This window comes from Archangium lansingense, from assembly GCF_026626635.1.
Classification (GTDB): Bacteria; Myxococcota; Myxococcia; order Myxococcales; family Myxococcaceae; genus Archangium; species Archangium lansingense.
Genome location: NZ_JAPNKA010000001.1, coordinates 4,480,147 through 4,502,212 on the forward strand (window position 1 = coordinate 4,480,147; position 22,066 = coordinate 4,502,212).

The following is a 22,066-nucleotide window of genomic DNA, read 5'->3' on the forward strand; positions in this document are numbered from 1 at the left end:
ATGGGCTGGCATCCAAGCAGCCCGGGTCCGCGAAGGCGGGCCGTGCCGGGCATTCACCATTTTAGCTTGTGGCTTCCAGGAGGAATAGGGCTTCCGTCGGGATCGAAGGCGGAAGGGCAGGCGGAGCAGAGGGCCACGGCTTGCCTGCTCGGTGCGGAAGACAGCTTGCGAAACCGCTAGCAGGCGAGCGCAAGATGGTCGTGTGCGCCCTCCATCCTCCACCGAGCCAGCCCCCTCGGAGCCGTCTGCCTTGGAGCAGCGCTGCCGTGAGCTGACGCAGCGCTGCCAGGAGCTGGAGGCCAAGGCTCGGAGCCTCGACGCTCTCAGCCGCCTCGCCTCCTCACTATTGCACCTCCAAACGGATATTGACGACATCCTTTGGGACGTGGCCAACGGCACCGTGGCCCACCTCGGCCTGGAAGACTGCGTCATCTACCTGCTGGACGAGGAGCGCCAGCAGTTGATCCAGCGTGCGGCCTACGGCCCCAAGAACCCCGAGGCGCGGAAGATTCTCGACCCCATCCGCATCCCGGTAGGGCAGGGCATTGTGGGGACAGTGGCGGCCACCGGCAGGCCCGAGCTCATCACCGACACGCGGAAGGACCCCCGCTACATCCGCGACGACCAGATGCGGCTGTCCGAGCTGGCCGTTCCGCTCTTCTTCCGCGACGAGGTCATCGGGGTGCTCGACTCGGAGCACTCCCGCGAGGGCTTCTTCACCGAGGAGCACCTCCACCTGCTGACCAGCATTGCGTCCATGACGGCTTCACGCATCAGCCGTGCGCTCCTGGACGAGCAACTCCAGGACGTGCGGCGGATGACGGAGTCCATCATCGAGTCGACCCTGGATGCGATTGTCACCGTGGATGGGCGGGGCCGCATCATCGGTTTCAACCGGGCGGCCCAGGCCATCTTCCAGTGCGAGGCCCCGGCCGCGCTGCTCCAGCCTCTCTCCGTTTTCCTGCCCGGATACGACGTCTCCCAGTCGCCCTCGGGGCTGCTCGATCTGACGGGCATCCGCGCTGGGGGCACATGCTTTCCCGTGGAGGCGTCCGTCTCCCACGTTCCCGGCCGCCGCGAGGTGCTCACCACCCTCATCCTCCGCGACATCTCCGAGCGGCTGCGCGCCCAGCGGCAGATCGAGGAGCTCAACCAGGGTCTGGAGGCCCGTATTGGCGAGCGCACCCGGGAGCTGAGCCTGGCCAATGAGCAGTCGGAGCGGCTGCTGCTCAACGTACTGCCCCCGCCCATCGCCGAGCGGCTCAAGCGGGGCGAGCAGACCATCGCCGAGCGCTTCGAAGACGTGACGGTGTTGTTCGCGGACTTGGTGGGCTTCTCCCGGTGGGCGGCCCCCATTGCGCCCGAGGAGGTGGTGGAGGTCCTCGGCCATGTCTTCACTGCCTTCGATGCCCTCACCGAGCGCCGCGGCCTGGAGAAGATCAAGACGATTGGTGATGCCTACATGGTGGTGGCGGGAGTGCCCACGCCGCGCAAGGACCATCGCGAGGTGATGGCGCGGATGGCGCTGGAGATCCTGGATGCCGTGGAGCGGATGAAGGCGGCGGGGATGACGCTGGACGTGCGGGTGGGCATGCACAGCGGGCCGGTGGTGGCGGGCATCATCGGCACGCGCAAGTTCGCCTATGATCTGTGGGGGGACACGGTGAACATGGCCAGCCGCCTGGAGTCGCACGGGCTCCCTGGCCGCATCCAGGTGAGCGAGTCCACCTGGCTGGCCCTGCGCGAGCGCTTCATCTTCGAGGCTCGGGGCGAGGTGGACATCAAGAGCATCGGGCCTGTGAGGACCTGGCTGTTGGTGGGAGAGCGGGGCGACTGAGTCGCCCCGGAGGGCTCACGCCGCCTGCTGCGAGTTCTTGCGGTGCTCTTCCATGGTCTTGTGGCGCCCGAGGTAGTGCCCGAAGGTGCTGGCCTCGGCTTCCTGGATGGCGCTTGCCCACGAGGTCAGATATCGGCCCAATGCCTGCCTATTCACATACACAAATCCACTCCGAGTGAAAAACTCATCAAGGATTGGTCGTATTTCCTCTAGGAGTTGGGGACATATGGCGCTCCACCAATAGGGCGCGCGGGCAGGAGGTCCAAAGCTGGCAACCACTACGTCTCCGGTCCTCTTACGCAGAGTGAAGCCTGTGCTTGGATGACTGGTATGTTCAAGCCTGTCTCCCAGGGGGAGAGTCGCTCGACACCCGCAACGGGTGGGTCGTCGGCGCGGAGCAGCAACGCGACGAAGACGGAACCCGCGGGGAACGGAGTACCGCGCTACCTCGGAGGCAGTGGTCCGGCCCCGAGCGCTCCTGGCGCCGGAGCGCTGCCCCTCTATTTGTCGGGCGAGGTCGCGCGGGCTCGTGCGGCCCAGGCGCAGTCCGTCACCGCTCCGCCCCAGGCCGAGGCTCCTGTCCGGCCCGAGGTGCGTGTAGCCCCCGCTACCACGGCGCCCGAGGTGTCCGTTCCGGCACCCCCGCCGAGCCAGGCTCCCTCCGATGCCACCTTCGAGCCCTCCGCGGTAACGCCGGGCGAGCCTCCGATACCGGAGACGGTCAGCACTGCGGGCGGAGGGCGGGTGCTGGCGCGGATGCGCGACGCGGCGGTCGCCGGGCGGGAGTCCTTCACGCGGCGTACCGCCGATGGAGCGGACGCGCTGCTCGCCGAGCTCGCCCAGGCCCGGGCGGACGTGGAGGACACGGGCCAGCGCACGGTGGAGGACGCCCAGGCCCACTTCTCGGAGGCGCGAGGGGACGTGCGGTCCTCGGTGGCGGCTCAGCATGAGGCGTTGGACGTGGCCTCGCAGGCCCGGCGGGAAGAGGTCGCGTCCTGGACGGAGGGCGCGGTCGAGCGGGGCTCGACGCTCATCTCCGACGCACAGCGGTCCGCGAGGGAGGAGGGCAACAGCCACGCGGAACAGGCGGAGACGGCCGGGCCGCGCATCGTCGGCGAGGCCCGCCAGCAGGTGGAGCAGCGCGCGCAGCAGGCGGAGGAAACCGGCGAGAGGTTGGCCACCGGTCAGGGCGGTACCCCCGAGCAGGCCCAGGCCCGAGCCCAGGCGTCCCATATGGTGGCGCGGGACACGGCGGAGCACCTGCGCGGCGATCTGGAGGGAGGGCTCGAGACGGGGGAGGACATGGGCGAGGACGTCGCCACCTCCTTCCGCGAGCAGGCCGAGGATTTCGCCGAGCAGCTGGGACAACAGCAGGAGGTGCTCACCTCGCACCTCGATGGCCTGGGGGCGCAGACCGGAGAGGGACTCTCCGCGGCCCGGGAGCAGGGCGCGGCCTCCCTCGAGCAGACCGGGGCGGAGCTGTGCGCCTCGCTCGAGCAGCAGGAGTCGGGGGCCGTCTCGTCGCTGTGGGAGCGGACGGAGGGGCTGAGCCGCGGGTGGGCGGACGCCAGCGAGCAGATGGCCTCGTCCGCCGAGCAGTCCGCGGCGGACACCCTGGCCTCCGGGGATGAGGCGCTGGCACGGGTGGCCGAGCAGGTGGCGCTCCTGCCCATTCCGGAGGAGGAGGCCGACGCGGTGGGCGAGGCGCTCGGGGGCGAAGTGGAGCGCGCCTACGGCGAGGCGGGCGAGCAGGTGTACACGGCCCTCTCGGATCGCCAGGCGCCCGTCCGCAGTGATTCGGGGGAGGCGCTGGCCTCGTTCGAGCAGGCCGGGGCCCAGCTGGCCTCGCGCGTCGACGAGAGCACGGACCAGGTGGACACGACGCTCGTGGGACAGACCGAGCGCCTCACCTCGCAGATGGACACGGGTATCACGAACATGACGGGCGCGATGGATGCCTCCATCGACTCGCTCGACGGGGGCATCCAGACGCAGTCGCAGTCGCTCGATGCCGAGTACGGACAGCGCCTGGGCGAGGTGGAGGCTGGCCTGCGCGAGCAGGTGGCGCCCGCGGTGACGCAGGCCACGGACGCGGTGGGCACCCTGCCGTCGCGCATTGGCGAGGCGCAGACGACCGCGGCCGCGCACGTCGAGCGCTCCTGGCTGGAGCGGCAGTGGGACGACTTCAAGGAGATGGCGGGGGACTGGGGCTTCTGGGGCGGGCTGCTGACAGGGTTGGTGCTGGGAGCGTTGGTGATCGCCCTCGCACCGGCCGAGCTGGGGCTGCTGGCGGTCCTGGGCATCGGCGCGATCATTGGTGGCGTGGCGGCGCTGGTGGGCACGGTGTTGAGCAATGCCCAGCACCACCGTCCGCTGGGCACGAATCTGATCCAGAACGTGTTGATGGGGGTGGGGTTCGGGGCCATCGGCGCGGTGGCCCTGGTGGCCGTCGAGTCGCTCGCCGCGTTGGTCGTCGGCGGGATGGTGCTGGGCGGCGTGATCACGGTGATCAGCAACTGGCTGACGGGAGCTCGCTGGGACAAGGGCCTGTTGGCCAACGTCTTCCTGGGGGGCCTCCTGGCATTCGTGGGCAAGCTCTTCACGCGGTTCATAGGTCGCCCCCCCTCTCCGGCGCGGGGAGCACCGCCCCCTGAGCAGCAGGCCCCTCCACCCGTCCCCGCGGGAGAGACACCCGCGACTCCATCCGTGCCCAGGACGCCCGCGACGCCGCCCGCGCCAGAGGTGCCCGAGACGCCACCTGTGACGCCGCCCGCGCCCGAGGTGCCGCCTGCCCCCGATGTGCCGCCTGCCCCCGAGGTGCCGCCCGCGCCCGAGGTGCCGCCTACCCCCGAGACGCCACCTGTGACGCCGCCCGCGCCCCATGTGCCCGAGACACCACCAGCGCCCGAGGTGCCGCCTGCCCCCGAGGTGCCGCCCGCGCCCGAGGTGCCGCCTGCCCCCGAGGTGCCCGAGACGCCGCCCGCGCCACGGCCTCCTCTACCCGTTCCGGACTGGGCGGGCGTCGGCCAGCCCGTCCACACGCAGACCGCGGTGACCAAGGCCCCACCGGCTCCCATGACACCGGTTGAAGTCGCAGCGACGGGGCCTCGTCTCCCAACGGAGAGTGCTGCTCAATTCCAGGCTCGACGCCTTGCAGGTTGGAGAGCCTACGCCGAGCGCACCTACGATCCGCGAGCGCGCACCCAGACCGAGCTCAACCGCGACGTCAATCCCAGGCCGCTCCCAGGCGAAACCCCCGAGTATGCCCGCCAGCGGGCGGCAATCGCCGAGAACGAAATGCTGCGGCGTGGCGTCATCCGCGAGCAGCAGATCCAAGAGGTATTCCCCAACGGGCCCACCATCGACATGGCCGCCAATGATGCGGCATTCCACGCTCAAGGAGCGCACACGCTCGATCGTCACGGGCCGGCGGTTCCGCTCGAGATTTCCGAGGCCCCAGCCGGGGCAAAGACAATCGAGAGCCGTGTCGTCAATGGCGATGGTTGGGGAGGAGCCACAGCGCGACAACCCAAATCGTTCCGGTGGAAGAGCCTCGAGTTGATGAATCGGAAGATCAACGAGCACATCCGGGCGAACTGGGTGCGTATCCGAGACGACCTCGCGCTGCGCGGCTTCAGCGACGACACGGGCGTGCCGGCGGGAGAGGCCGTGGGCGAAGGCTTCGTGGAGGGCACGCAACTCCCGAGCGGCGACTTCACGGCCATCCCGACAGAGGGGACGACGTACAACATCCGAATCCGGCTCATTGACGGCAATCCGCCGCGCATCATGATACTGACTTCGTTCCCCGGCCCCTGAGGTGCGAGCGGCATGAGTGACGACGAGAAGTTTCGCGAGTCTTCCGAGCGGCTGCGGGCGCGCATCGAAGCCCTCAAGAACGCGCCCCCTCTGGAGAAGGCCCGCACCTTCCTGAGGGACTTCTGTGCCGCCACCTCGGGTCTTCCTGAGATCGAGGAGCAGATCCGGTTCAGTCTGGGCTTCAATTCCATCCCGGTCTGGACGGGACTGGAAGGGCTCGAGGCCGTGCTGAGCGATGACTCGCTGGAGCCCGCGACGCTCGTGTCGCTCGTCCGCCAGGATGCCAACCAGCTCAAGGTGCCGCCCACGCCCGAAGCCGCCAGGGCGTTCCTGACGAAGCTCGTGGAAATCCTCCGGCGGGAGCTGGCGGTCGAGGACGAAGTCGAGGGAGAGCCGTTCTTCGAGCCGGGTGGTGTCTACACGCTGCCGGATGCGGAGGGAGCGCCCGGGCGGCTACGGAACATCGACATGCTGCGGGTGGGAGACGAGAACTTCGCTCTTTTCGTGCCGGAGCATGCGCGGGACGAAGAAGGGCCGTACACGGTCTATCGCTATCAGGTGACTCCCGAGCCACGGATGACCTACGAGCGCGTGACCGAGCCAGAACTCGTTGCGGGAGTGCTCCACGCGCACCGCACCTACGGTCAGCCCGAGGGGAAGTGAAGGTGCCTGTATATCGCTGGGTTTCTGATCACGCTTCAGGCGGGGGCGTCACCGGAGCGGGGTAGAGCTCCGGGTGCAGGAAGGGCATCAGCGCGCACGCCAGCGGGCCCTGCCACATCTCGGCCCGGGTGAAGATGCCGTTGGTCAGGATTCCCACCGCCCCGAGCTGCTTCTTGCTCTCGTTGCGGCCGGTGACCTCGTCCATCACCGGGCCCAGCTCCTCGCCTCGCAGCACCCGGGCCACCACCGACGGGGGCAGGGGGAAGCGTACCCCCCAGGTGAGGTTCTCCCGGCCCCCGGCCTCCACCACGGCCACGCAGTTGATGAGGCTCCCGTCCGGGTCCACTCCCCCTTCGAGCCCCATCCCCATCCGCGCCCCAGGTACCGCCGCGAGCGCCGCTCGAGCACGGTTTTGCGCCCCTGTTGAGGTCTGGGCTGGGCCAATGGGCTGCTCGGGCACTCCGCTGGGGACGTTGACCGCGGCCACCGTGCAGCCAGGAAAGGCTCGCTCACAGACGGCTCGCACAGCCGACGTCTTGGCCGGGTTCGTCGAGCCTATGGCAATGGTGAAGGACATGGGATTCGGTTCTCCATGGGGGGAAGACGGGGACGGGTACCCTCACCCCGACCCTCTCCCGGAGGGCGAGGGAGGAGTGGGCAGGGATGGGAATGGGGGATGGCAGGGGGGAGGGGATGGACCTGGGAACGGGGGTTCAACCCACGACGCCTCGGGGTGTGAGCGGACGGTCCCTCGGGAGCATTCCTTCCTCCTGGAACCAGCGCAGCGCCTCGCGGATACCGAGCCGCACCGGCCTCGGCTGATAGCCCAGCTCCCTCATCGCCTTCGCCGAGGACTGGTACGCCGGCAACGGCAGCGCCTGCGTGAACGTCGTGTTCACGTGCTTGAAGAGGTCCGGCGACAGCCTGCCCACCACGTCTCCCACCTTCCCCACCACCTTCACCACCTCGTCCGGCAACGGAAGCCTCGGCGGCGTCACCCCCACCTCCTCCGCGCAGAGGGTCAGGAGCTCGCGGAAGGTGAGGTTCTCTCCCCCCAGGATGTAGCGCTCTCCCGGGCGGCCCTTCTCCATGATGAGCTTCAGCCCTCGTGCCACGTCCTGCGCGTTCACTACGTTGATGCCGCCGCTCGGGTACGCCGCTACAATCCCCTTCGCCACGAGGAGCAGCAGCTCCCCCGTGGAGGGCTTCACGTCGTAGGGGCCCAGCACGAAGCTCGGGTTGCCCGCCAGCACCTCCAGCCCCGGTCCCGAGGCCGCCAGCGCCAGCCGCTCCGCCTCCCGCTTGGACTCGTGATAGGGGTTGTCCCCCGCGTAGTTGTACCCGCTGTCCTCGGTCGCTGGCTCGGCCAGCGTTCCATGGCCGACCGCTGCCACGCTTGACACCACCACCACCCGCCGCACAGCGGCCGCCCGTGCGGCCTCCAGAACGTTCCTCGTCCCCTGGGCGTTGATGCGGGAGACGTCCTCCCGTGTGAAGGGATCAAACCGGACGATGCCCGCGACGTGATAGACCCGACCGACCCCTTTCATCGCCTCCCGGAGCGAATCTGCGTCCAGCACGTCGCCGAGTACCTCCTCGTAGCGCAGCCCGCGCAACCCCCGGCGGTCGCTCCTCTCCCGGACGAGCAGGCGAGGGCGCTCCCCCTGCTCGCACAGCAGGTGGGCGAGATTTGCCCCCACCAGCCCCGTCGCTCCCGTCAACAATGTCTTCATGCGCTACTCCCTTCCGGGGAGGATGCGGTATAGGTCGCCCCTTAGATGCGCCCCCCAAGGGGCGTCAACCGCGAGATGACGCGAGACTCCACTGAAACACCGCCAGCTGGCGGACCGACGCTCCAGCCTGCGCCCGATGACGCGCGCGAGGTTGCTGCCTCCGAGGACGGGTCCCTGGACCCCCTCGAGGTGCTGCCGGTCCCCTATGCCGCGGAGGAGAACCCCATAGCCATGTCCGCTTTCACGGAGATACTTTCCGAGGACACCCTCCCCGAGACCGAGTTCCTCCCCGAGCCCACCCCCTCCGGTAGGCGCGCGGAGATTGACCCCGACAAGCTCGACCCGGATGCCCTCAAGGTCATCCACCGCCTCCACTCCCATGGCCACCAGGCCTACCTCGTGGGTGGCTGCGTTCGAGACCTGATGCTGGGCCGCACCCCCAAGGACTTCGATATCGCCACCAGCGCCCACCCGGGCGAGGTGCGCGCCATCTTCCGCAACTGCCGCCTCATCGGCCGGCGCTTCCGGCTCGCCCACATCTACTTCAAAGGTGGGAAGATTATCGAGGTCTCCACCTTCCGCGCCAACCCCACCGAGCTCGACGCCTCCAACGGCGAGGCCCCGGCCGAGAACGGCGAGGAGGAGGGCTCCGAGGCCGAGGAGTCCCAGGATCTCCTCATCACCCACGACAACGTCTTCGGGACCGCCGAGCAGGACGCCCGCCGTCGCGACTTCACCATGAACGGCCTGTTCTACGAGGTCGCCGAGGGCCAGGTGATTGACTACGTGCGGGGCCGGCGCGACATCGACGAGCGCTACATCCGCACCATCGGCGACCCGGAAATCCGCATGCGCGAGGACCCGGTGCGCATCCTGCGCGCCGTGCGCTTCGCCGCCAAGCTGGGCCTGGACATCGAGTCGCGCACCTACGCCGCCATGGAAGGCGCCGTCGAGGACCTCCCCCGCTGCGCCCCCGCGCGTCTGCTGGAGGAGACCTTCCGCCTCATCCGCGGCGGTGTGGCTGCTCCGACGCTGCGGCTGCTCGCCGCGCTGGATGCGCTCAAGGTGCTGCTGCCGCCCGTGGCCGCGTACTTCAAGGAGCAGGGGCGCCGCAGCCAGGATACCTTCTACGCCTACGCCGAGGCGCTCGACCGGCGCGTCTCCTCCGGCGAGCCGTTGGATGACGCCATCCTGCTCGCCGCGCTGCTCGTGCCCATCGCGCAGACGGCCCCGGTCGTCGAGAGCCAGGATCCCTCGGTCCGTCCCTCCGTGGCCCAGGCTATCGAGGACCTGCTGGCCGAGTTCGTCCAGAGCGCGCGCCTGCCGCGCCGCATCGCCGAGCGGTGCCGGCTGCTCCTCATCGCCCAGCGCACCCTCACCGGCGAGCGCCGCCGCCGCACGGGCGCCTTCCGCCGCCACCCGCTCTTCAACGACGCGCTCATCGTCTTCGAGATTGCGGTTGAGGCCACCGGTCAGTACCGCGAGGCCCTCGAGGCGTGGAAGCGGGGCGAGCTGCCGCCCGTCAAGCCCGCCGAGGGCACCTCCACCGAGGGCGGCGAGGCCCCGCGCAAGCGGCGTCGGCGTCGGCGTCGGGGTGGGCGCAACAAGACCGGGGCAGGGGAGGGTGCTTCCGCCTCCGCGGCCGCTGGGGCCGAGTCCTCGGGCGGTGAAGCCTCGGACTCGGGTGACTCCGACGACGACTCCGGGGGGGATGCCGATTCGGGCGACGACTCCGAGTCCGGCGCGGACTCCGACATCGACTCTGAGTCTGACGAGGGTTGACCCTCCCCCGGGAGGTGCACAGGGGCGTGTACCTCCTAACGGTCGGCCAGCCGAGCCCTTCGGGCCTTGCTTGCGGGTGTGCGGAGGTCTGACCACCTTTGCCCCTAATGGGCCGATGCGCCTCAGCATGGGCGGCAATGGTCGCCGTGGCACTCTGGGCACTCCCGTCCAGCGCGGAGATCCTCGAGCTCTATCGCCCGCTCGCTCCCCCTCCAAGCATGCCGGACCGCCCCGCGTTCGAGGAGCTCCTGTTCTCCTTCGCGGATCCAGACCGTGCCCTGGAGGGTGGTTTCACTGTTCCCTCCCTCTCACTTGCCGTGCGCTCGCGGGCCTGGGCCTTCATGCCTTCCGTGAGGTACGAGCAGCGCGATGCCCTGGACACGCTCTCGCAGCCAGCCCAGGACGTGACCTTGTCCGAGCTCCCCGCAGGACGTCACCTCGTGTCCCTGCTGAACCTCGGCCCCGATGGTGGGCAGATCCGGGTACGTGACCTCGGCCCGTGGTTGCGCGGGCCCGACAGCCCGCTTCAGCGGGGTCTGAATTCGGCGCTCGACTTCCTCCACGTTTCCAAGCCGGTGGCAACACTCTCGGCGGGCGTGGCGGTGCTCGGGCTCGTCCACCAATTTGGCACCGCACAGGCGACCAGCCTCGGACTGCCGACCTCGGTGAGCGGCACCACGCTCTGGGGGCGCCTGAACGCCTCCGTCCAGCTCCACTCCGAGCCTCGGTTCCGCAACGCACGCGCGGACATGTCGGCGCGCTTCCGGTTGCCAGAGCTGCCGGTGCTGCGTGCCTTGCGCCTCGAGCAGCTCGAGGTGGGCGGGGCGGCTGCGCATACCCCCGAGGGGCTGCTGCTCGACACGCGGTGGGCGAATCTGCGGGGCCGGTTGTCCTGGCTCGAGCTGTGCGTGGGCGTCTACTCCACCCATGCCGAGCCCGCCCTCTGGACGAACCTCGAGACGGTCTTGCAGCGCGAGCACTTCAGCGTGCGCGCCGTGTTCAGCCGCCAGTGGGAGACCGCGCGCTTCCGCTCCCTGGCCACGGCCACGCTGCGCACGGGTCCGGTGCTGTCTGGGCTCTTTGTCGGCATCCAAGACAACACGGCGCGCTCCTTCGGTCTGGTCGGCACGGGCTCGTTCTGAGCCGAGGCTTCCTCCCGAAGGCCGTCGTTCAGTGGGGGCGCTTCGGCTTCTGAGGGCGCGTTGGATCCGGCTCGACTTCGTCGTTGTCCGCGATGTCCGCTGTCGTCACCGCCTTCGCTCCGAAGCGCTCGGCGATCCGGTCCAGCGCCGCATTCAGCTTGTCGCTCTTCCGCGGCTTCTCTGGCTCCGTGAAAAGCCCGAGCTGTCTCACTTCGCCTCCGCCCGTCCCCAGCTCCTGCATCGAGACGCCGGTCAGCCGCACCGGCTTGTCCTCGTGCGCCTTCTCCAGCAGCTCCTTCGCCACCCGGTAGAGCGTCTGCCCGTCATCCGTTGGAGAGGGCAGGGTGGTCCTCCGGGTGATGAGCGTGAAGTCCCCGAACTTCAGCTTGAGCTGTACCACCCGGCCCTTCACGCCCGCGCGCCGCAGCCGGCGAGCCACCCGCAGCGCTTGCGAGTGCACATGCGGGCTCAGTGCCTCCATCCCCGTCAGGTCCTCGTCGAACGTGTCCTCCGCCCCGACGCTCTTCGCCTCGCGGTCCGGCACCACCTCTCGGGGATCGATGCCGTGCGCCAGCTCCCAGAGGTGACGTCCGCTCGCGCCCCACTTCGCCTCCATCCACGCCACGTCCCGCCTCGCCACGTCGCCGATCGTCTCCAGCCCCGAGCGCTTCAGCGCCTCCTCCGTCTTGGGCCCCACTCCCCACAGCCGTCCCACCGGCAGCCCCGCGAGGAACGCCACCGTCTCCTCCGCCCGCACCTCGCGCTGGCCGTTCGGTTTCGCCACGTCCGAGGCGATCTTCGCCACGAACTTCACCGCGGCGATCCCCGCAGAGGACGGCAGGCCTGTTTCCGCGGCAATCTCCTTGCGGATCCGCCTCGCCATGTCCGCCGGCGCCCCGAACAGCCCCACCGACGCCGTCACGTCCAGAAAGGCCTCGTCCAGCGACAGCGGCTCGATGAGCGGCGTGTAGCGCTCGAAGATGGAGAACACCTGCTCGCTCGCATCGCTGTACGCGGTGAAGCGCGGCTTCACCACCACCGCGTGCGGCGCCATCTTGATTGCCCTCGCCATGGGCATTGCGCTGCGCACGCCGAACTTGCGCACCTCGTACGAGGCCGCCACCACCACCCCACGCTTCGCGTCTCCGCCGACAATCAGCGGCTTGCCCCGCAGCTCCGGGTTGTCCCGCTGCTCCACCGACGCATAGAAGGCGTCCATGTCCACGTGGATGATGGCCCTCATCGGATTCACTTTAGCGGACCCCTCTGACGCTCATTCCCCATGAAGACTCTCACCGACTACCTCACCTTCCACACCCGCGAACGCCGGGAGCTCGTCCGCATCACCGACTCCGTCTCCGAGCTCGTTCGCAAGAGCGGCATCCAGGAAGGCATGGTGCTCGTCTCCGCCATGCACATCACCGCCGGTGTCTTCGTCAACGATGACGAGTCCGGTCTCCACGAGGACATCTGGGAGTGGTTGCAGACGCTCGCTCCCCAGGGACCCGATTACCGCCACCACCGCACCGGCGAGGACAACGGTGATGCCCACCTGAAGTCCCTGCTCATCCACCACCAGGTCATTCTCCCCGTCACCGCCGGGAAGCTGGACCTCGGGCCCTGGCAACAGGTGTTCTACGCCGAGTTCGACGGTCAGCGCAGGAAACGGCTCGTCATCAAGGTGATGGGCGAGTAGGGCTCGTGGGGAGCGGGAGGTGGTGGTGCTCGAGGACTGTGCGCAGTTCTTCGGGGAGGGGGCTTTCTACGCGCACCTGTTGCTTCGTCACCGGGTGCGTGAGGCCCAGGGTCTTGGCGTGCAGGAAGAAACGGCTCAGCCCCGGCTCCTCCCGCCCTCCGTACAGCGTGTCCCCCACGATGGGCGCTCCCACCGCCGCCAGGTGTGCTCGCACCTGGTGCAGCACCCCTGTGTGGATTCGCACCTCTACGAGGCTGTACTCCCCCGCGCGCTCCAGCACCCGGAACTCCGAGCTCGCTTCCCGCGCGCCCTCGCCCCCGTCCAGCGCTGGTTCCACCCGGTCCGGGTGTCTCGGGTGGTGCCGCAGCGGCAGGTCAATCTCCCCCTCGTCCGCCAACGGCCCCGTCACCAGCGCCCAGTAGCGCTTGTCCACCTCGCGCCCACCGAACGCCTCCCGCACCGCGCTCCACGCCTCGCGCGAGCGCGCCGCCACCATCACCCCGGACGTCTCGATGTCCAGCCGGTGGCACAGCCCTCCCTCGCGCTCGTCCTCGGACGCCTCCGCGCACTCGGGATGGCGCGCCACCAGCGCGTTGGCCACCGTGCCCTTCTCTCCAGGCTGCAGCGGGTGCGAGGGCTTGCCCGCGGGCTTGTCCACGAAAACGAGCGCCTCGTCCTCGTGCAGCACCGCCAGCGGCGCCTCGGGCTCCGGCAGCACCTCGCGCCGCTCCTCCGGCACCACCACCGTGATTCGCTGCCCCACGGCGACCAGCAGCCCCTTCTTCGCCGCCCGGCCGCCCACCTTCACCGCGCCTGCATCGAAGAGCCGCTTCAGCTTCGCTCGCGACAGCCCCAGCGCCTCTCCAATGAAGAGGTCCACCCGCTGCCCCGCCTTGCCTTCGTCCACCACCAGCGTGTGCGTCGTCCCGGTCTCGTTCACTCGGAGAGTGCCTCGTACACTTCCTCCGCCGTCTGGAACCGGTCGTCCGGTTCCTTTCGGATGAGGCGATGGGCCACCCGGGCCAGCTGGGGATCTCCCCTCTGGTTGATGGCCAGCACTGGCGGGGGCTCGGTTTCCAGCACCTTGTGCCACAAGTCGACCGGCGACTTCGCATCAAAAGGTGGCCGACCCGTCATCAGCTCGTAGAGGACCACTCCCAGGCTGTAGAGGTCCGCCCGCGCATCCAGGGGCTCGCCCAATATCTGCTCCGGCGGCATGTAGCGGAACGTCCCCACCATCCTTCCGTCCAGCGTCATCCCCGCGTCGTCCGCCAGGAACTTCGCCAGGCCGAAGTCCATCAGCCGCACCTGCCGGTCCTCGTCCACCATGATGTTGGAGGGCTTCAGGTCCCGGTGCACCAGCCCGTGCGCATGGATGTACGCCAGCGCCTCGCACACCTGCAGCATCGCGTCCTTGAGGCGGCCCACCCGCTCCGGCCGGTTCAGCTCCTCCAGCCGCGCCGCCGTCTCCCGCTTCACCGGCTCCGTCTCCGAGGCCGTCACGTCGTAGGGCAGCTCGAACTCTAGCGGATCCACCTCGTCCGAGTCCGAGCCCAGCCAGGGGTCCATCGGCACGGGCAGCCGCGCCGCCGAGCCGGTGGTTCCAAAGCGCATCCCTCCCGAGCCCATCTCCTCGCTCGGCGCCTCCTCGGCGAAGGCCGAGAGATCGAACGGGGCGAGGCCGTCGTCCTCCGAGTCCAGCTCCCGGCTCGCCGAGTCCGCGGCGGGGGAGCGCCGGAACGAGCCCGAGCTCGAGCTTGCGTTGGACAGCAACTGTTCGCCTCGCAGCGACAGGTAGTCGCGCAGCGTCAGCCCCTCGATGAGCTCCATCACCAGGAAGGGCGAGCTCTGGTACACCCCGGTGTCGTACACCTTCACCACGTTGGGGTGGGCGAGGTCCTCCAGGGCCTCGAATTCGCGCACCAGCCGCTTCGCCGCCCGCGAGTCCATCGCCGGGCCGCCCGACAGCAGCTTCAGGGCCACCGCCTCGTTCGTTCTGTCATCCAGGGCCCGGTAGACGGTCCCGATTCCACCACTTCCGAGCGTGTCGAGGACGCGATAGGGACCGATGTGCTTGGGACGCATCAAGTCGGAGATCCTAGATACCCTGTTGCGTCGGGGTCAAACGCACGCCTGGAGGAGAAGGGTGTTGGATGTCGGTCACCGGAGCATTCCATCTCCTCATGGGGCCGGGTAGCCAGGATGGGGTAGGTCCAGAATTCACTGACTCCGGGGGGTTGCAGGGGGAGGGCAGGCGAATGGGGGGAGGGCCGTTCCACCCCCGGGCGCGACCGCTCGGGGTGGCGGCGCGACCACTCCTGCACACGCCCGTGGACGCGGAGGGGTGGGGCCTCTACATTGCGCAGCCTCATGGAACGCCCTGTGTCACCTCCCTCTCTTGCTGCCCTCGAGCGACTCGTCCAGGAACGGCCCCTGCCGCGCCACGTGGGTATCATCATGGATGGCAACGGACGCTGGGCGGAGATGCGTGGCCTGCCCCGGGTGGAGGGCCACCGCGAGGGCTCCGCCAGTGTGCGCGAGGTGACGCGCTGCGCTCGGCGCGTGGGGGTGGAGGCCATCACCCTCTATGCCTTCTCCTCGCAGAACTGGGCCCGCCCCGCCGAGGAGGTGGCCGCCCTGATGGACTTGCTGCGCGAGTACCTCGAGAGCGAGCGCACGGAAATCCTGGAGAACGGCATCCGGCTCAACGCCATTGGCGAGGTGGAGAAGCTGCCGCGCTTCGTGAAGGAGCCGCTGGACCGGCTGCGGGCGGACTCGGCGCACAACACGGGGATGGTGCTGACGCTGGCGCTGTCCTATGGCGGGCGCGAGGAGCTGGTCCAGGCGGCGCGCCGGGTGGCCGAGGCCGCCAGCAAGGGCGAGCTGACGCCGTCGCACCTGGACACCCAGGCCTTCGAGTCCTACCTCTGGACGAACGGCCTGCCGCCGCTGGACCTGGTGGTGCGCACCAGCGGCGAGCATCGCATCTCCAATTTTCTCCTCTGGCAGCTGGCGTACGCGGAGCTCTGCTTCAGCGACGTCCTCTGGCCGGACTTCCGGACCGAGGCCTTCCTGCGCTGCCTGGCTCAATACCAGCAACGCGAGCGGCGCTTCGGACTCACCTCCGCGCAAGTCAAGCGGGAGGACTCCCACCGGGCCAAGGCGTGAACGAGAAGAACAAGAACCTCGTCATCCGGACGGTTTCCGCGCTGACCCTGCTGCCGCTGGTCATCTTCCTGTTGTTCAAGGGAGGCCTGTACAGCGCGGCTCTGCTCAGCGTGGCCGCCGCCATTTGTGCCAGCGAGTACTACCTCATCACCCAGAAGACGCTCTCACCGGCGGCCTGGGTGGGGATTGTGCTCGCGGGCTTGTTGCCCGTCCTGACGTTGAGGGATCCGGCGCGCACGGGGGCAGGGGCCTTCTGGATATTGGCCTTCTACCTCTTCTTCGCCTTCACCTATCACCTCATCCGGGGCCCGCTGCAGGACGCGCCTACGCGGGTGGCCCACCTGGTGACGGGGATGCTGTACGGCTCGGTGGGGCTCACCGCCGTGGCCGCCCTGCGGCTGATGCCGGACGGGCTGGCGTGGGTCATCTCCGCGCTCGTCATTACCTGGGCCAACGACACGTCCGCCTACTTCGCCGGTCGCTTCCTGGGCCGCCACAAGCTCTACCCCGCCGTGAGCCCCAACAAGACCTGGGAGGGCTTCTTCGGCGGAATGGTGGGCTCGGTGGTGGGCATGTTCATCACCCGGGGCTTCTTCTTCCCCATGCTCACGGTGACGGACTGTCTGGTGCTGGGAATATGCGGCGGAATCCTCGGTCCTATCGGGGACCTGTGCGAGTCCATGCTCAAGCGGGCCTACGGGGTGAAGGATTCCGGTGTCGCCATTCCTGGGCACGGCGGCATCCTGGACCGCATCGACGCGCTGCTCTTCAACGCGCCCCTGGTGTTCGTCTACGTGACCTTTGTGCGCGGGTTGCTTCCGTAGCAACCGCCGATTGTCCGGTTGGCAGGACTGCGAGCCGTGATGCGCATTGTCGGGCATGGTCCCCACGGTTAGTGTTGGCACCATGCTTCAAGGTCCCGGTCTGTTCATCATCCTGCTCGGCGTGCTCATCACGGTGCATGAGCTCGGCCACTTCCTCGTGGCCAAGGCCTGCGGGGTGAAGGTCATCCGCTTCTCCATCGGGTTCGGGCCGAAGCTGTTCGGCTTCACCAAGGGGGAGACGGAGTATCAGGTGGCCCTGCTGCCCCTGGGTGGCTACGTGAAGATGGCGGGGGACTCGCCCCACGAGGAGCTGAGTCCCGAGGACGCGAAGCGGGGCTTCCTCAACGCCGCTCCCTGGAAGCGCGCCCTCATCGTCGTGGCCGGGCCGGTCTTCAACCTGGTCTTCCCCGTCCTCATCTACTTCGTCGTCTTCTTCGGGCCGCACGAGGCCACCTCCACCCGGGTGGGGTACGTGGATCCCGCCATGCCCGCGGCGGCCGCCGGCATCCGGCCCGGAGACCGCATCGTCGCGGTGGATGGCGACAAAGTGCGGACCTTCGAGGAGATGGTCGGCACCTTCGTCGGCCGCTTTGGCCGCCCCATCCCCATCACCGTCGAGCGGGATGGCCAGCAGCAGATCATCAATGTGACCCCCAGCCGGTTTGTCGACTCGTCTCCCGTGGACTCCGTGGAGCGGGGGCAGATTGGCGTGTCGCCCAACAACAGGCCCGCGGTGGTGGGCGTGTCGCCGGGTTCGCTGGCCGCGCAGGCCGGGCTGAAGAGCTTCGATCGCATCTTGTCCATCAACGGGGTGTCCATCCCGGACGAGGCCGCCCTCAACGAGCAGCTGCAGAAGATGGAGGGGCCGCTGGAGCTCACCCTCCAGCGCCTGACGCCGGTGGAGATCGGCGCGGCGAAGGGGCACGTGCCCTCCGTGGTGACGGTGAAGATGCAGAAGCAACCGGACGCCGTGGGCTTGGCGGCCCTGGGCGCGGAGGCGGCGGACTCGTACGTGGCGATCGTCCTCCCTGGAAGCTCGGCGGAGCAGGCCGGGCTCCGGTCGGGGGACCGGCTCGTTGCCCTCAACGGCGAGCCGCTGCGCTCCTTCCATGTCCTGTCCATCAAGCTCAGCAACCTGGACAAGACGCCCTTCCAGCTCTCCTGGCGCTCGGGGGCGGACGGGCAGGAGTACACGAAGACGCTCGCCCAGGCTCCCTGGACCTACAAGGACGAGATGGGCAATGAGAGCTCCCCGCTCGATTTGGGGGTGAGAGGCTGGGTCCCCTCCGCGGCGGAGCTGACGTCCACGGACAAGGTGACGGTGACGCTCGGGGCGGGCGAGGCGCTGCTGAAGGCCGTCCTCATCGTGCCGGAGATCGTCGGGCAGATGGTGAAGGTCATCGGCGGCCTGCTCACCTTCCAGGTGTCGCACAAGACGCTGGGCGGGCCGGTGATGATGTACCAGCTCGCCGCCAAGAGCGCGGAGCTGGGGATGGACTACTTCCTGCGGTTGATGGCCATCATCTCCATCAACCTGGGGGTGATGAACCTGCTGCCCATCCCCATCCTCGATGGCTTCCACCTGTTGTCCGCCTTCTGGGAGGCCATCCGCCGCCGCCCCATTCCGGTGCGGGTGCGCGAGGTGGCCACCGTCGTCGGTTTCGTCATGCTGATGGCGCTGATGGGAATGGCGCTCTTCAACGACATCACCCGCTAGAGAGGTGAGATGCGGCGACTGCTCGTGGGGTTGACCGTGGGACTGGGAGTGCTGGCGGGCTGTGCGCCGCGTGCCACCCGGCCCACGCCCGAGGCGGAGAAGCCGGAGCCAGAGGTGGTTCGGCCGCAGAAGCCGCCCCCGGCGCGGGCCTGGTTGGAGGAAGGGCTCGCCTCGTACTACGGCCCGGGCCTGGCGGGCCGGCCCACCGCCAGCGGCGAGAAGTTCAACCCCCAGAAGCTCACCGCCGCCCATAAGAAGATGCCCTTCGGCTCGTGCCTCCGCGTGGTGAACATGGAGAACGGGCGCTCGGTGGAGGTGCGCGTCAACGACCGGGGGCCCTTCGTCAAGGGGCGCGTGGTGGACGTGTCGCTCGCCGCGGCGAAGCAGCTCGACATGCTGGACAAGGGGCTGGCCCGGGTTCGCCTCTACCGCTGCGCGGACAAGACCGGGTAGAAGCCTCCGCATGTTCCTTGCGCTCGACACCTCCACCCTCACGTTGTCCCTGGCCCTCGTGGAGCGGGAAGGGGAGGGCGTGCGCGTCCTCGAGCACGTGGTGGTGGGCCCTCCGAAGAAGCAGAGCGAGGTGCTGCCCGGCATCGTCGGCGAGCTGCTCGCGCGGCACGGGGTGGCGCTGAAGTCCCTGGAGGGCATGGCCATTGGTCTGGGCCCGGGTTCCTTCACCGGCCTGCGCATCGGCCTGTCCTGCGTGAAGGGGCTGGCGTATGCGGCGGGCCTCAAGGTGGCCGGGGCTTCCTCGCTCGCGGCCGTGGCCCTGGAGGGCCCCGAGGGGCCGCCTCTCTTTGCGCTCGCGGTGGCTCGCAAGGATGACCTCTACCTGGGGCCCTACCGGCGCGTGGGCCAGCGGGTGGAGGCTCTGGGGCCTGAGGAGGCGATGAGCCCGGAGCAGGTGGCCGCACGCATGGCCGCAGAGCCGGAGGCGCTCGCCCTGGGACCCGCACTGCCCGAGTACCGCGCGGCGCTGAAGGCCCAGGGGGTGGCTCCCTCGCGGCTGCTGAGCGCGCCTGCCTTCCCCTCGGCGGTGGAGCTGTCCCGGCTGGTGCGCTTCCCCGAGGCGCAGTCGCTGGAGGCGCTCTTCGCCCTGGAGCCGCATTACGTTCGGGCCTCCGAGCCCGAGCGCAATCCCAAGTTCCCTCCGCTGCCCGGGCCTCCGCCCACCGCCCGCCTCAAGGAGGACTGAGGGGCTGGGGTAGACTGCCCCGGTCTTAGACGACGCCACGCGATTGAACGGTGCTGCGAGGTGCTTCGGGCTCAGGCGCCCGCGATGTGGATCCGTGCCCGGCTCATGACGTGGTCCACCGCCATGAGGTGCCAAGCCACCTGATCGATCCGGGCCAGGTGCTGGGGCTCGGCGCGCAGGGCGTCCGCCACCTCGCCGATCGTCAGCCCGGCGGCGTGGGCCTCGTCCCGGAGCACCTTCTCCACCGCCTGCGGCGTGAGTGTGAGGCCGTCGCGCTTGCAGATGGCGCCCAGGGCGAGGCTGATCCTCAGCCGCTGCTCCACCTCGGCGCGGGTGTCCGCGTCATTCAGCCACGTGGCGAGCGACTCCTCCTGCTCCCGGCCGTTGAACTGCAGCTCGCTGACGGAGCGGCCCTCGGTGGCGCTCCAGCGGCGGCGGATCTCCTCGTCCACCAGCTCCGAAGGCAGCACCACCCGAGTGCGCGCGGCCACCTGGTTGAGCACCTGCTGCTGGGCCTGGAGCAGCAGCAACTGCGCGGCCTCATCCTCCATCTGCCGCACCACGTTGCGCATGGCCTCCGCCAGCGTCTTGCCGCGGCCGAAGGCCTCGAGGAACTTCGGGCTCTCCAGGTCGGGGTACGTCACCTGGCGCGCGGCCTGGAGCTGGACCACGAAGCGGGCGGTCGTGCCGCGCAGCGACTCGACGGGGTACGTCGCGGGCAGCAGGAGGTCCACCGTCAGCCCCTCGTTGGGCAGGCGGCCCACGAGCGCTTCATACAGGCCGGGCAGCAGCGGATCGGGCTGCACCGGGAGCCAGACCTCCGTGCGCAGGCTGAAGGGGATGAGGCGCCCCTGGGAGTAGCCCGCGATGTTGAGCAGGACCTCGTCTCCCCAGGCGATCTGCTCGGTGGGGTAGCGGTAGAGCTCCGCGGCGAGGGGGCGCGCCAGCTCCAGGAAGCGCTCCTGGACCTGCTCGGCGGTGAAGCCCTGGGGGGTGGGGAGGGTGACGGACAGCCCCTCCAGGGAGGGAGCCTCCACTTCCGGTAGCACCACCAGGAGACTCTGCTCGTCCAGCGAGGACTGGGAGAAGTACTGCGGAAGCCCGAAGGACAGGGAACTGGCGTTGTGGGAGCTCATGGTGGTTGCTCTCGGAAGTGGAGGTGGGACCGCCGGGACTACCAGCCGCTGAAGAAGTTCTTGATGCCCTCGCCGACCTTCTTAGCGCCCTCCTTGATGGCCCCGAAGTTCTCGACGACGGCGCCGGCCACGGAGGAGGCGGTGGAGACGGCGGCGCCCACCTGCGAGACGATGGGGATGTTGGTGGCGGCGACGATGGAGCCGGCGGCGGTGATGCCGGACGTCACCTTGGAGGCCACGCTCGCCTTGGGATCGGCGATCGTCTTGGCGGCCATGGCGGTGTCGAGGGCGGCGATGCCGATGTTGACGCCCGGGGCGAACCGGCCGGCCGCCTTCGCCGCGGTGCTCGCGCCCTTGGCGCCCAGCTTGGCCACGGCCTCGGCACCCTTGGCGGCGTCGATGGCGGCATCCGCCGTCTTGAAGCCCGCGGCTCCGCCCGCCGCGACCTGCTGGCCCGCCTTGGCGATGCCGCCCTCGAGCTTCCCGGCCAGCTTCTCGCCACCGAGGGGGCGGAGCGCGTCGGCCGCGCCCTGCTTCAGGGTAGTGCCGATGCTAGCCCCAGCGCCCTTCGAACCGGCGAGCGAGCCCAGGACGTCGACGTCGCGCAGCGGCTTGCCGGAGAGCACGGACTCGGCGACCTTGCTGGCGATGTTCTTGCCCACCTGACCGCTGGCGCCGAGGGCCGCCTCGGCCGCGCCCTTCAGGTTCTTGAACTCCTTGCCCGACTGAATCATGGCGGCCACGTCGAGCCCGCCCTTGACGGTGTTCAGCACGCTCTTGCCCAGCAGGAGGGCGCTGTCGGAGATGGCCTGGCCGCCCTCACCGTTCTTGATGGCGTTGGCGAGGCCCGCGGCATTGGCGCCGATGCCGACGACACCAGCGGCCAGCCCTCCGCCCGTCTTCAGCTTGCCGAACGCGCCAGCGGCGCCATTGGCGTGAGCGACGTCGGTCGCGTTCTGCACGTAGTTGCCGAGCAGGCTCGCCTTGGACGCGGCGCTCGACGCCTTGCCGGCGGGCTCCAGGATGTCCTGATTGTTGAGCTGCGGGGTGGAGGTGAGCTGGGGCGCCGAGTTCATGCGCGTCAGCGCCGGCCTCTCAATGGGGGATGAAACGGGAGCGGAGTTCGAGCGTTGCAGCGAAGGACGGTTGGCGGCGACGGGCGTGGTCACGGGAGGCTCCTGAAGGATTGCGCGGGGGGCTGCGTTTGATGTGCGCAATCCAGAGCAGGCGGTGTGCCAACGCCTACGCGGCCCGACAGGAGCGTGTAAGAGGCCGGTTTCCCTCGGGAGACGCTCGCGAGCAGGGTGTTTTCAGGGGCGGAGTGATGTCCGGCCCCTGGTGACTCCAGTTT

Annotated in this window: 19 protein-coding genes; 11 read left to right on the forward strand and 8 right to left on the reverse strand. The window is 69.2% G+C overall.

From position 1 onward, the window contains the following. Nucleotides 1-202 precede the first annotated feature (202 nt). On the forward strand, nt 203-1,837 hold the full coding sequence (locus OV287_RS18355; RefSeq protein WP_267535332.1) for an adenylate/guanylate cyclase domain-containing protein: 1,635 nt from the start codon (nt 203-205) through the stop codon (nt 1,835-1,837). A gap of 15 nt (nt 1,838-1,852) precedes the next feature. Here OV287_RS18355 and OV287_RS18360 read toward each other — a convergent pair whose 3' ends face one another. Further along, nucleotides 1,853-1,978: a hypothetical protein gene (locus OV287_RS18360; protein WP_267535333.1), complete on the reverse strand. Its 126-nt coding sequence runs from the start codon at nt 1,976-1,978 to the stop codon at nt 1,853-1,855. Between the two features lie 189 nt (nt 1,979-2,167). Here OV287_RS18360 and OV287_RS18365 point away from each other — a divergent pair, with 189 nt between their 5' ends. Together OV287_RS18365 and OV287_RS18370 are read left to right on the forward strand one after the other, a co-directional pair. Then, nucleotides 2,168-5,656 carry a hypothetical protein gene (locus OV287_RS18365; RefSeq protein WP_267535334.1) on the forward strand — a complete coding sequence of 1,163 codons (3,489 nt, stop codon included), beginning with the start codon at nt 2,168-2,170 and terminating at the stop codon, nt 5,654-5,656. A 12-nt stretch (nt 5,657-5,668) separates the two neighbouring features. Further along, nucleotides 5,669-6,319 (forward strand): hypothetical protein, encoded by a 651-nt coding sequence (locus OV287_RS18370; protein ID WP_267535335.1) that lies wholly within the window; start codon nt 5,669-5,671, stop codon nt 6,317-6,319. Between the two features lie 28 nt (nt 6,320-6,347). Here OV287_RS18370 and yjjX read toward each other — a convergent pair whose 3' ends face one another. Next, complete coding sequence (gene yjjX / locus OV287_RS18375) at nt 6,348-6,896, reverse strand: inosine/xanthosine triphosphatase (protein ID WP_267535336.1); 549 nt, start codon at nt 6,894-6,896, stop codon at nt 6,348-6,350. 136 nt (nt 6,897-7,032) lie between these two features. Then, nucleotides 7,033-8,052: an NAD-dependent epimerase/dehydratase family protein gene (locus OV287_RS18380; protein WP_267535337.1), complete on the reverse strand. Its 1,020-nt coding sequence runs from the start codon at nt 8,050-8,052 to the stop codon at nt 7,033-7,035. 75 nt (nt 8,053-8,127) lie between these two features. Between OV287_RS18380 and pcnB the strand changes: the two genes are divergently transcribed. Beyond that, on the forward strand, nt 8,128-9,834 hold the full coding sequence (pcnB, locus tag OV287_RS18385; RefSeq protein WP_267542364.1) for a polynucleotide adenylyltransferase PcnB: 1,707 nt from the start codon (nt 8,128-8,130) through the stop codon (nt 9,832-9,834). A gap of 137 nt (nt 9,835-9,971) precedes the next feature. Continuing rightward, nucleotides 9,972-10,976 (forward strand): hypothetical protein, encoded by a 1,005-nt coding sequence (locus OV287_RS18390; protein WP_267535338.1) that lies wholly within the window; start codon nt 9,972-9,974, stop codon nt 10,974-10,976. Nucleotides 10,977-11,004: 28 nt separating this feature from the next. On the opposite strand, the gene OV287_RS18395 is transcribed toward OV287_RS18390, so the two are convergent. Further along, nucleotides 11,005-12,219 (reverse strand): DNA polymerase IV, encoded by a 1,215-nt coding sequence (locus OV287_RS18395; RefSeq protein WP_267535339.1) that lies wholly within the window; start codon nt 12,217-12,219, stop codon nt 11,005-11,007. 39 nt (nt 12,220-12,258) lie between these two features. On the opposite strand from OV287_RS18395, the gene OV287_RS18400 reads away from it, so the two are divergent. Next, nucleotides 12,259-12,672, forward strand: coding sequence for a secondary thiamine-phosphate synthase enzyme YjbQ (locus OV287_RS18400; RefSeq protein ID WP_267535340.1), 414 nt, complete (start codon nt 12,259-12,261; stop codon nt 12,670-12,672). On the opposite strand, the gene OV287_RS18405 is transcribed toward OV287_RS18400, so the two are convergent. Together OV287_RS18405 and OV287_RS18410 are read right to left on the reverse strand one after the other, a co-directional pair. Further along, on the reverse strand, nt 12,653-13,612 hold the full coding sequence (locus OV287_RS18405; protein WP_267535341.1) for an RluA family pseudouridine synthase: 960 nt from the start codon (nt 13,610-13,612) through the stop codon (nt 12,653-12,655). The genes OV287_RS18400 and OV287_RS18405 overlap by 20 nt on opposite strands. Continuing rightward, nucleotides 13,609-14,757 (reverse strand): serine/threonine-protein kinase, encoded by a 1,149-nt coding sequence (locus tag OV287_RS18410; protein ID WP_267542365.1) that lies wholly within the window; start codon nt 14,755-14,757, stop codon nt 13,609-13,611. The genes OV287_RS18405 and OV287_RS18410 overlap by 4 nt, the downstream gene beginning before the upstream one ends. A 285-nt stretch (nt 14,758-15,042) precedes the next feature. Between OV287_RS18410 and uppS the strand changes: the two genes are divergently transcribed. The 5 genes from uppS to tsaB all read left to right on the forward strand — a co-directional run bounded on the left by uppS (nt 15,043) and on the right by tsaB (nt 19,579). After that, nucleotides 15,043-15,840, forward strand: coding sequence for an undecaprenyl pyrophosphate synthase (gene uppS, locus OV287_RS18415; RefSeq protein ID WP_267535342.1), 798 nt, complete (start codon nt 15,043-15,045; stop codon nt 15,838-15,840). Beyond that, nucleotides 15,837-16,664, forward strand: a complete 828-nt coding sequence (locus OV287_RS18420; RefSeq protein WP_267535343.1) for a phosphatidate cytidylyltransferase — start codon at nt 15,837-15,839, stop codon at nt 16,662-16,664. Before uppS ends, OV287_RS18420 begins: the two co-directional genes overlap by 4 nt. 82 nt (nt 16,665-16,746) lie before the next feature. After that, a complete protein-coding gene (gene rseP, locus OV287_RS18425; RefSeq protein WP_267535344.1) occupies nt 16,747-18,381 on the forward strand; it encodes an RIP metalloprotease RseP in 1,635 nt (544 codons plus the stop codon). A 9-nt stretch (nt 18,382-18,390) separates the two neighbouring features. Next, the gene (locus OV287_RS18430) at nt 18,391-18,834 is read left to right on the forward strand and encodes a septal ring lytic transglycosylase RlpA family protein (protein WP_267535345.1); all 444 of its coding nucleotides are present in this window, start codon (nt 18,391-18,393) and stop codon (nt 18,832-18,834) included. 10 nt (nt 18,835-18,844) lie between these two features. Further along, nucleotides 18,845-19,579, forward strand: coding sequence for a tRNA (adenosine(37)-N6)-threonylcarbamoyltransferase complex dimerization subunit type 1 TsaB (gene tsaB, locus OV287_RS18435; RefSeq protein ID WP_267535346.1), 735 nt, complete (start codon nt 18,845-18,847; stop codon nt 19,577-19,579). Nucleotides 19,580-19,650: 71 nt separating this feature from the next. Here tsaB and OV287_RS18440 read toward each other — a convergent pair whose 3' ends face one another. Both OV287_RS18440 and OV287_RS18445 read right to left on the reverse strand, forming a co-directional pair. Further along, nucleotides 19,651-20,715: a trigger factor gene (locus OV287_RS18440; RefSeq protein WP_267535347.1), complete on the reverse strand. Its 1,065-nt coding sequence runs from the start codon at nt 20,713-20,715 to the stop codon at nt 19,651-19,653. Nucleotides 20,716-20,753: 38 nt separating this feature from the next. After that, nucleotides 20,754-21,884 carry a hypothetical protein gene (locus OV287_RS18445; protein ID WP_267535348.1) on the reverse strand — a complete coding sequence of 377 codons (1,131 nt, stop codon included), beginning with the start codon at nt 21,882-21,884 and terminating at the stop codon, nt 20,754-20,756. Between the last annotated feature and the right edge of the window lie 182 nt (nt 21,885-22,066).